9 protein-coding genes are annotated in these 8,598 nt (G+C 71.8%); 8 read left to right on the forward strand and 1 reads right to left on the reverse strand.

All coding sequences use genetic code 11. The annotated features are described in order from the left end of the window. The 8 genes from ACWF94_RS25320 to ACWF94_RS25355 form a co-directional block, all read left to right on the forward strand. Positions 1–865: helix-turn-helix transcriptional regulator (locus ACWF94_RS25320; protein WP_453492774.1), on the forward strand; the 865-nt coding region annotated here is incomplete at its 5' end. A 17-nt stretch (positions 866–882) separates the two neighbouring features. Further along, positions 883–1,854 carry a helix-turn-helix transcriptional regulator gene (locus ACWF94_RS25325; RefSeq protein ID WP_453492777.1) on the forward strand — a complete coding sequence of 324 codons (972 nt, stop codon included), beginning with the start codon at positions 883–885 and terminating at the stop codon, positions 1,852–1,854. A gap of 202 nt (positions 1,855–2,056) precedes the next feature. After that, complete coding sequence (locus ACWF94_RS25330) at positions 2,057–2,332, forward strand: hypothetical protein (RefSeq protein WP_453492780.1); 276 nt, start codon at positions 2,057–2,059, stop codon at positions 2,330–2,332. A gap of 9 nt (positions 2,333–2,341) precedes the next feature. Then, positions 2,342–2,539: a hypothetical protein gene (locus tag ACWF94_RS25335; protein ID WP_453492783.1), complete on the forward strand. Its 198-nt coding sequence runs from the start codon at positions 2,342–2,344 to the stop codon at positions 2,537–2,539. Positions 2,540–2,802: 263 nt separating this feature from the next. Continuing rightward, entirely contained in the window at positions 2,803–3,093 is a 291-nt protein-coding gene (gene tatA / locus ACWF94_RS25340) for a Sec-independent protein translocase subunit TatA (RefSeq protein WP_453492786.1), read from the forward strand. 119 nt (positions 3,094–3,212) lie between these two features. Beyond that, positions 3,213–4,115 (forward strand): twin-arginine translocase subunit TatC, encoded by a 903-nt coding sequence (gene tatC / locus ACWF94_RS25345; RefSeq protein ID WP_453492797.1) that lies wholly within the window; start codon positions 3,213–3,215, stop codon positions 4,113–4,115. A 111-nt stretch (positions 4,116–4,226) separates the two neighbouring features. After that, a complete protein-coding gene (locus tag ACWF94_RS25350; protein ID WP_453492789.1) occupies positions 4,227–5,174 on the forward strand; it encodes a diacylglycerol kinase in 948 nt (315 codons plus the stop codon). A 33-nt stretch (positions 5,175–5,207) separates the two neighbouring features. Continuing rightward, positions 5,208–8,036, forward strand: coding sequence for a DEAD/DEAH box helicase (locus ACWF94_RS25355; RefSeq protein WP_453492791.1), 2,829 nt, complete (start codon positions 5,208–5,210; stop codon positions 8,034–8,036). A gap of 213 nt (positions 8,037–8,249) precedes the next feature. Here the strand turns inward: ACWF94_RS25355 and ACWF94_RS25360 are convergent. After that, on the reverse strand, positions 8,250–8,598 hold a 349-nt coding region (locus ACWF94_RS25360), incomplete at its 5' end, for an FAD-binding domain-containing protein (RefSeq protein WP_453492794.1).

The following is an 8,598-nucleotide window of genomic DNA, read 5'->3' on the forward strand; positions in this document are numbered from 1 at the left end:
CATCGAGGCATATCTCGAAGCGGCATCCGACGACGCCTTCAACCGGATGTTCGAGCGCGACAAGGACGATCTGCGCGAACTGGGCCTGGTCATCGAGACGGTCGAGAACTTCGAGGGCGACATCGGCTATCTCGCCCGCCGGGACAGCAACCGGCTGCCCCCGATCACCCTCGACGCGGAGGAGGCGGCCGCGCTGGGCCTGGCCGCCAGGGTCTGGCAGCAGGCGAGACTCGCCGGAGCGGCCAGCGGCGCGCTCCAGAAGCTGCGCGCGGCCGGAATGCCCGAGGCGGAGGACACCTTCGAGGCGCAGCACAGTGCGCTGGAGCCGCGTATCCCGGTCCACGAGGCGGCGTTCGAGCCACTGATGCTGGCCTGCCGCGACCGCCGGCCCGTCGTCTTCGACTACCGCAAGGCCACCGCCGCCCGGCCCGAGCAGCGCACCGTCGAGCCCTGGACCCTCGAATGCTGGCGCGGCCACTGGTATCTGGCGGGCTGGGACCGCGACCGGGGTGCCGAGCGGGTGTTCCGGCTCTCCCGTATCACCGGCAAGGTCCGCTCGCGCACCGGGGCGTTCACCGCGCCCGTGCCCGATGTCGTCACCGTCCGGGAGACGGTGGAGAGCTGGGCGGGCGAGAGCGCGACCCGCACCGCGCTGATCCGGCTGCGGGCCGACTGCGGCTATCCGCTGCGCGCGCGGGCCCGGTCGGTGCGGGAACTGGGGGAGGGCTGGGACGAGTTGGAGATTCCGTACGGCCACGGGCTGGACGCCTGGCTGGTGGAGTTCGGCCCGGATGTCGTCGTGGTGGAGCCCGCGGATCTGCGGGCCGATGTGGTGGACCGGCTGCGTGCCGTGGCCAAGGGCTGAGGGGGACTCGTACGCGTATGGCCGCCAACGCCATCGACCAGACCCGGCGCATGCTGTCGCTGGTGACCTATCTGCGGGAACGGCCCGGCGCGCGCGTCGGGGACGTCGCCCGTGCCTTCGGTATCACCGAGGACGAGCTGATCGCCGATCTCGATGTGCTGCCCATGTGCGGGACCAGTTTCCGGGGCGGCGATCTGCTGGACATCGACACCGACGGCGACCGGATCTGGTGGCACAACCCCGACGATGTCGCCGAGCCGCTGCGGCTGGCGGCCGACGAGGCGACGGCGCTGCTGGTGGCCGCGCGGGCCGTGGCGACGCTGCCGGGGTTGCGCGAGGGTGACCGGGAGGCGCTGCTGCGGGCCACCGCCAAGCTGGAGGCCGCGGCGGGCGAGGTGGCCGGGGCGTCCTCGCGGCTGTCGGTGACGTTCGAGTCCGAGGGCGGGGTCTTCGCCGAGGTGGACCGGGCGATCTCGGAGCGGCGGCGGCTGTGGCTGCGGTACTACTCGCCCGCGCGGGACGAGCTGACCGAGCGTGAGGTCGATCCGATCCGGCTGTTCGCGGTGGGGCACACCTATATGGAGGCGTGGTGCCGACTGTCGGAGGCACGCCGGACCTTCCGGTTGGACCGGGTCGCCGAGATCAAGCTGCTCGACGCCCCGGCCGCGCCGCCCGAGCTGGAACTGCGGGATCTGTCGGAGGGGCTGGTGCAGCCGCTGGCCGACGATCCCGAGGTGATTGTCGAGGTGGGGCCCGCCGGACGCTGGGTGGCGGAGTACTACCCGCACGACAGCGCCGAGGATCTGCCCGACGGGGGGCTGCGCATCACCTTGCGGACACCGTCTCCCTCGTCGCTGCGGCGCCTCGCCCTGCGGCTGGGCCGGGACGGCCGGATCGTCGCGCCCGAGGAACTGGCGGCCAGCGCCCGGCGGGCGGCACGCGAGGCGCTGGCGGCCTACGACCCGCCGGAACGGGCGCCGCGCGGGTAACAGGGGGAGCACCGGGGGAGCACCGGGGAGCCGGACCCGCGGGCCCGCCGTTCGGGAGCGGAATCACGGAACGGGACGGCGGGACGGCGGGACGGCGGACGCCGGGGCGGCCGGATACGGCCGGGAGCAGTGGTCAGGAAGGACGGCCGGGAATGGGCTGCGGTCGGGAAGTGACAGTCAGGAATAAGGAGATTGACGCCATATGTCTCTGATGTCTGGGATGACGGCCACGGCCGTGGACGCACGGGGCCCTGTGGTCTTCAGGGCGGCCTGCCCCGATTGCCGCGCCCGCTACGAACTGTCCGCGGATTCGCTGCGGCTGGTGATCGGCGCCAGCGACCGTACGACGTTCTACTCCTTCACCTGCCCCGAGTGCGGCTCGGCCGTCCGCAAACCGGCCGGGGAACGGATCGTCGAACTCCTCACCGGCGGTGGCGTGCGTACGCTCCGGCTCACCCCGCCGTCCGGCACGGTCTAGGCTCACCGCATGTTCTGGCCCATGCTCGCCATCGCCCTCGGATTCCTCGGTATCGCGGTGCTCGGCGTCCTCGGTATCCGGGTGTTCATCGAGGCCCAGCGGCTGGGCCGGGAGGTCGCCCGCACCACCGACCGCATCAACCGGGCGGCGGAGGATCTGGAGAAGGCGGCGGCCGGGCTGGCCCGTACCGGCGGGTCACTCCCGTAGCACAGCGGGTGCCGCTCGGGGCGCCCGGGATGGGTGGGACCTACAGACAGCGTCGGCCGCACCCTGATGTGCGGCCGTCCCGGACGGTACGCTGAGGATGGCGGGCACGGGCGAAGTGGTGCCCGCCGCAAACGGGAGTACGCAAGGGGATTGCCGAGCGTTCACCCGTCGGAGTTACGATCGCTGCTGGTCGCGACAGCGACAGACCGGCCGCGACCGCAGCTCAGCCCCATGCCGCCTCGGTGAGAAGGTAGACCAGAATTATGCCGAACCTCGGTCCGTTGGAGATTGTCCTCATCCTCCTCGTCGTCATCCTCCTCTTCGGCGCCAAGAAGCTTCCGGACATGGCCCGTTCCCTCGGGAAGTCGGCGCGCATCCTGAAGAGCGAGGCCCGGCAGATGAAGTCCGAGGGGCCGCCGGCCGCCACGCCGGAGGAGCCGAAGGCGCAGGCGCAGGACCCGGCCCAGCCCGCACCCCGTACGATCCAGGCGTCGCCCGGCGATGTGCAGAGCGCCCGTCCCGTCGCCGAGCCCACCGACTCCGCCCAGCGCTGACCACCCGGGCCGCTCCTCCCGCCGGGGCGGTCTGCCGCACGAGATGAGGACGTGGGTTGCTCAAGCCTGCCCGCTCGAAGAACACGGCGAAGAACACGGCGAAGGACCCTGAGGGGCGGATGCCGCTCGGGGAGCATCTGCGTGAGCTGCGCAACCGGCTCAGCAAGGGGCTCCTGGCGATCATTGTGATGAGCGTCGCCGCGGCGTTCTACAACAAGGAGCTGATGGACTTCCTCGCGGCGCCCGTCCCCGCGTGCAAGGCGGGCGAGTCCAACACCGGCGGTCAGTGCGCCGAGATCGTCTTCAACAAGCTGTTGTCGCCGTTCACCACCACCGTGAAGGTGACCCTGCTGGCGGGTGTCGTCCTCTCCTGCCCGGTCTGGCTCTATCAGCTGTGGGCGTTCGTCGCGCCCGGCCTGCACAGGAGCGAGAAGAAGTACACGTACTACTTCGTCGCCGCGGCCGTCCCGCTCTTCCTGGCCGGCGCGTACCTCGCGTATAAGGTCATGCCCATCAGCTTCGAGATGCTGCTGAAGATCACCCCCGACGCCGCGGGCAACCTCCTCGAACTGGACGACGTCCTCGACTTCTCCGTCCGGATGGTGCTGATCTTCGGACTGGCCTTCGAGCTGCCGCTGATCCTGATCATGCTCAATCTGGTGGGCATGGTCACCGGACGCCGCATGCTCGGCTGGTGGCGAGGCGTCGTGATGGGCGTCTTCGTCTTCGGCGCGGTCGCCACGCCCACCACCGACCCGATCGGCATGATCGCCCTGTCCGGGCCGATCGTCCTGCTCTACTACATGGCCGTCGCCGTCTCGATGTTCAACGACCGGCGCCGCGCCCGCAAGGACCCCGACGCCGAGCTGGACGACGACGAGGCGGCCCCGCTGGACCTCGGCGGCGACGACATCGGCGCGGTCGAGCCGGTCACCGCCTCCCGCACCCTGCCGGAGCAGGCGGGCGGGGAATCCGACGGCGCCCGCTCGCACCGGGTCAACGGCTTCGACGACATCACCTGAGCCGCCACGGCATCACCCGCGTCTCCCTGTCGCCAGCGGCAGCGGCGGCGGCTGGACCGGGACGGTGCCGACCCCGCTGCCGTAGCCGGGGCGTGCAGTAACGTCGCGCGGATGACCAGCGAGATCACTCTCTTCGTCAACCCCACCGCGGGCCGCGGCCGGGGCGCGGGCGCCGCGCAGCCCGCCGCACGGACGCTGCGGGACGCCGGACACGCCGTACGCACCGTCATCGGGCTGGACGCCGATGACGCGCTGCGCCGGGCCCGGGAGGCCGTCGGCGGCGGTACCGGCGCGCTCATAGCCGTCGGCGGCGACGGGATGGTGTCCCTCGCGCTCCAGGCCGTCGCCGGGACCGGGACCCCGCTCGGGGTGATCGCCGTGGGCACCGGCAACGACTTCGCCCGCGCGCTCGGACTGCCCGTACGCGACCCCAGGGGTGCCGGAGCGCTGATCGCCGAGGCCCTGGCGCAGGAGTCGGCGAGGCCGGTGGACCTGGGGCGTGCCGGGCGGAAGTGGTTCGGGACGATCCTGGCCTCCGGCTTCGACTCCCGGGTCAACGACCGGGGCAACCGGATGCGCTGGCCGCGCGGACGGCTCACCTACGACCTGGCGATGGTCGCGGAACTGGCGGCGCTGCGGCCCATCCCGTACCGGATCACCCTCGACGGCGGGCCGCCCCGGGACATCGAGGCGACGCTCGTCGCGGTCGGCAACGGGCCCTCGTACGGCGGCGGTATGCGGATGTGCCCGGGGGCCGAGCTGGACGACGGTCTCTTCGATGTGACCGTCGTCGCGCCCTGTAGCCGCACCACTCTGCTCCGGGTGTTCCCGCGCGTCTACCGGGGGACCCATACCGACCGCCCCGAGGTCACCGTCCACCGGGCCCGCTCCCTCACGCTGGCGGCCGATGGGATCACCGGATACGCGGACGGGGAGCCGCTGGGGCCGCTGCCCCTCACCGCGGAGTGCGTACCGGGCGCGGTGCGGGTGCTCGTGCCGGGGCACCCCGGAGAGACGGGGCGGCCCGGGACGGGTGCTCGGGCCGTTACTCCGTACTGACTGTCGTACCCGGCGGGTAGGCTCGTGAGCAAGATGACCGACGATCTCTCTCCCGCCGAGCGCTATGCCGCCGCCCGCATCCGCGCCACCGAGGAGGCCACCGCGCTGGCCCCCTTCCGTGAGATGTACGAATTCGATCTTGACCCCTTCCAGATCGAGGCTTGTCAGGCCCTGGAAGCGGGCCGGGGGGTGCTCGTCGCCGCGCCCACCGGCTCCGGAAAGACCATCGTCGGCGAGTTCGCCGTCCACCTCGCGCTCCAGCAGGGCCGCAAGTGCTTCTACACCACGCCCATCAAGGCGCTGTCCAACCAGAAGTACACCGATCTCGCCAAGCGGTACGGCGCGGACAAGGTCGGCCTGCTGACCGGTGACAACAGCGTCAACTCCGAGGCGCCGGTGGTCGTGATGACCACCGAGGTGCTGCGGAACATGCTGTACGCGGGCTCGCAGTCGCTGCTGGGCCTGGGCCATGTCGTCATGGACGAGGTCCACTACCTGTCCGACCGCTTCCGGGGCGCCGTCTGGGAGGAAGTGATCATTCACCTCCCGGAGTCCGTGACGCTGGTGTCACTGAGCGCGACCGTCTCCAACGCGGAGGAGTTCGGTGACTGGCTGGACACGGTCCGCGGTGACACCGCGGTGATCGTCTCGGAGCACCGTCCGGTGCCGCTGTGGCAGCACGTGATGGCGGGCCGCCGGATGTACGACCTCTTCGAGGAGGAGAGCGACCACGGCGGGCGCGGCACCGCCAGACGCGAGGTCAACCCCGATCTCGTACGGCTGGCGCGGATGGAGAACCAGCGCACGTACAACCCCCGCGACCGCCGGCGCGGCAAGATGGTGCGCGAGGCCGACCGGGAGCGGGAGCGGCGCCAGCGCAGCCGGATCTGGACGCCGGGGCGGCCCGAGGTCATCGAGCGGCTCGACGCGGAAGGGCTGCTGCCGGCGATCACCTTCATCTTCAGCCGCGCCGGATGCGAGGCCGCCGTACAGCAGTGTCTCCACGCCGGCCTGCGGCTCAACGGCGACGGTGCCCGGCTCAGGGTCCGCGAGATCGTCGAGGAGCGCACCGGCTCCATCCCCACCGATGATCTTCATGTCCTCGGTTACTACGAGTGGCTGGAGGGCCTGGAGCGGGGCATCGCCGCGCACCACGCCGGCATGCTGCCGACGTTCAAGGAAGTCGTCGAGGAGCTGTTCGTCCGCGGTCTGGTGAAGGCCGTCTTCGCCACCGAGACCCTGGCGCTCGGCATCAACATGCCCGCCCGCTCGGTGGTCCTGGAGAAGCTCGTCAAGTGGAACGGCGAGCAGCACGCGGACATCACCCCCGGCGAGTACACGCAGCTCACCGGGCGCGCGGGGCGGCGCGGTATCGATGTCGAGGGCCATGCGGTGGTGCTCTGGCAGCGGGCCATGGACCCGGGCGCCCTCGCGGGCCTGGCCGGCACCCGCACCTACCCCCTGCGCTCCAGCTTCAAGCCGTCGTACAACATGGCCGTCAACCTTGTGCACCAGTTCGGGCGGCACCGTTCGCGCGAGCTGCTGGAGACGTCGTTCGCCCAGTTCCAGGCGGACCGCTCGGTCGTCGGCATCTCCCGCCAGGTGCAGAAGAACGAGGAGGGCCTCGACGGCTATCGCGAGGGCATGACCTGCCATCTCGGCGATTTCGAGGAGTACGCGCGGCTGCGCCGCGATCTCAAGGACCGTGAGACGGAGCTGGCCAAGCAGGGCGCGGCACAGCGGCGCGCAGCCGCCGCGGCATCGCTGGAGAAGCTCAAGCCGGGTGATGTCATCCATGTGCCGACCGGCAAGTTCGCCGGGCTGGCGCTCGTCCTGGACCCGGGGATTCCGGCGGGTCGGACCAATGGGCACCGCGGTTTCGAGTACCACGACGGCCCCCGGCCGCTGGTGCTGACCGCCGAGCGGCAGGTGAAGCGGCTGGCGTCGATCGACTTCCCCGTGCCGGTGGACACGCTGGAGCGGATGCGTATCCCGAAGTCGTTCAACCCCCGCTCGCCGCAGTCCCGCCGCGATCTGGCGTCCGCGCTGCGGACCAAGGCGGGGCACATCGTCCCCGAGCGGCACCGCAAGGAGCGCTCCGCCGCGGCCGACGACCGCGAGATCGCCCGGCTGCGGACAGAGCTGCGCGCCCACCCCTGCCACGGCTGCGCCGAGCGCGAGGACCACGCCCGCTGGGCCGAGCGGTACCACCGCCTCCAGCGCGACACCCGGCAGCTGGAGCGGCGTATCGAGGGCCGTACGAACACCATCGCCCGCACCTTCGACCGGATCGTCGCGCTCCTGACCGAGCTGGACTATCTGCGCGGCGACGAGGTCACCGAACACGGCAAGCGCCTCGCCCGGCTCTACGGTGAGCTGGACCTGCTGGCGAGTGAGTGTCTGCGCGAGGGCGTCTGGGAGGGCCTGTCCCCGGCCGAACTGGCCGCGTGCGTCTCCGCGCTGGTCTTCGAGTCCCGTCAGGCGGACGACGCGGTGGCGCCCAAGATCCCCGGTGGCGCGGCGAAGGTCGCGCTCGGCGAGATGGTCCGCATCTGGGGCCGGCTGGACGCCCTGGAGGAGGACTTCAAGATCAACCAGGCGGAGGGGGTGGGCCAGCGCGAGCCGGACCTCGGGTTCGCCTGGGTGGCTCACCAGTGGGCGTCCGACAGGAGTCTCGACGAGGTGCTGCGCGAGGCGGAGATGCCCGCCGGGGACTTCGTCCGCTGGTCGAAGCAGGTGATCGATGTGCTCGGCCAGATCGCCGCGGCGGCCCCTGCCCAGGGCAGCACCGTCGCGAAGAACGCGCGCAAGGCGGTGGACGCGCTGCTGCGGGGCGTTGTGGCGTACAGCTCGGTGGGCTGAGGCTCCGGCGGGAGCGGGAGCGGGAGCGGGAGCCGGAGCGGGGCGGCTTCGGCGGGCAGGGCCCCTGGCTGGGCGCCGGGCAGGGCCTTTGACGGTGGCGGGCACGGTCCCTGGCGGGGATGCGGGCAGGGCCCCTGGCGGGTGGCGGGCACGGGCCCTGGCGGAAGACGGGTCGGCCCCGGACGGTATACAGGAACGGCCCCTGGCGGGGGGTCAGCGCAGGCCGCGGGCCTGTTGGAACCGGGTGCGCGCCGCCGCAGGGTCCACCAGGGGGCCGGGGTAGTCCAGCCGGGCCCGCAGCGGGCCGTCCAGTTCGTGCGGCCGGTGGATCTCGGGGCCCGTCAGCCGCGCCAGCTCCGGTACCCAGCGGCGCACATAGTCGCCGCGCGGGTCGAACCTCGCCGCCTGGGTCAGCGGGTTGAGCATCCGGTTGGGCCGGGTGTCGGTCCCGGTGCCCGCGGCCCACTGCCAGTTGAGCTGGTTGTTGGCGATGTCCCCGTCGACCAGCAGATCCAGGAAGTGCCGTGCCCCCACCCGCCAGTCCATGTACAGCGTCTTGGTG

This window comes from Streptomyces sp. NPDC055078, assembly GCF_053607985.1.

Coding starts and splice junctions, on each gene's coding strand:
- ACWF94_RS25325 (WP_453492777.1), top strand. CDS start 883: ATGGCCGCCAACGCCATCGACCAGACCCGGCGCATGCTGTCGCTGGTG.
- ACWF94_RS25330 (WP_453492780.1), top strand. CDS start 2,057: ATGTCTCTGATGTCTGGGATGACGGCCACGGCCGTGGACGCACGGGGC.
- ACWF94_RS25335 (WP_453492783.1), top strand. CDS start 2,342: ATGTTCTGGCCCATGCTCGCCATCGCCCTCGGATTCCTCGGTATCGCG.
- tatA (WP_453492786.1), top strand. CDS start 2,803: ATGCCGAACCTCGGTCCGTTGGAGATTGTCCTCATCCTCCTCGTCGTC.
- tatC (WP_453492797.1), top strand. CDS start 3,213: ATGCCGCTCGGGGAGCATCTGCGTGAGCTGCGCAACCGGCTCAGCAAG.
- ACWF94_RS25350 (WP_453492789.1), top strand. CDS start 4,227: ATGACCAGCGAGATCACTCTCTTCGTCAACCCCACCGCGGGCCGCGGC.
- ACWF94_RS25355 (WP_453492791.1), top strand. CDS start 5,208: ATGACCGACGATCTCTCTCCCGCCGAGCGCTATGCCGCCGCCCGCATC.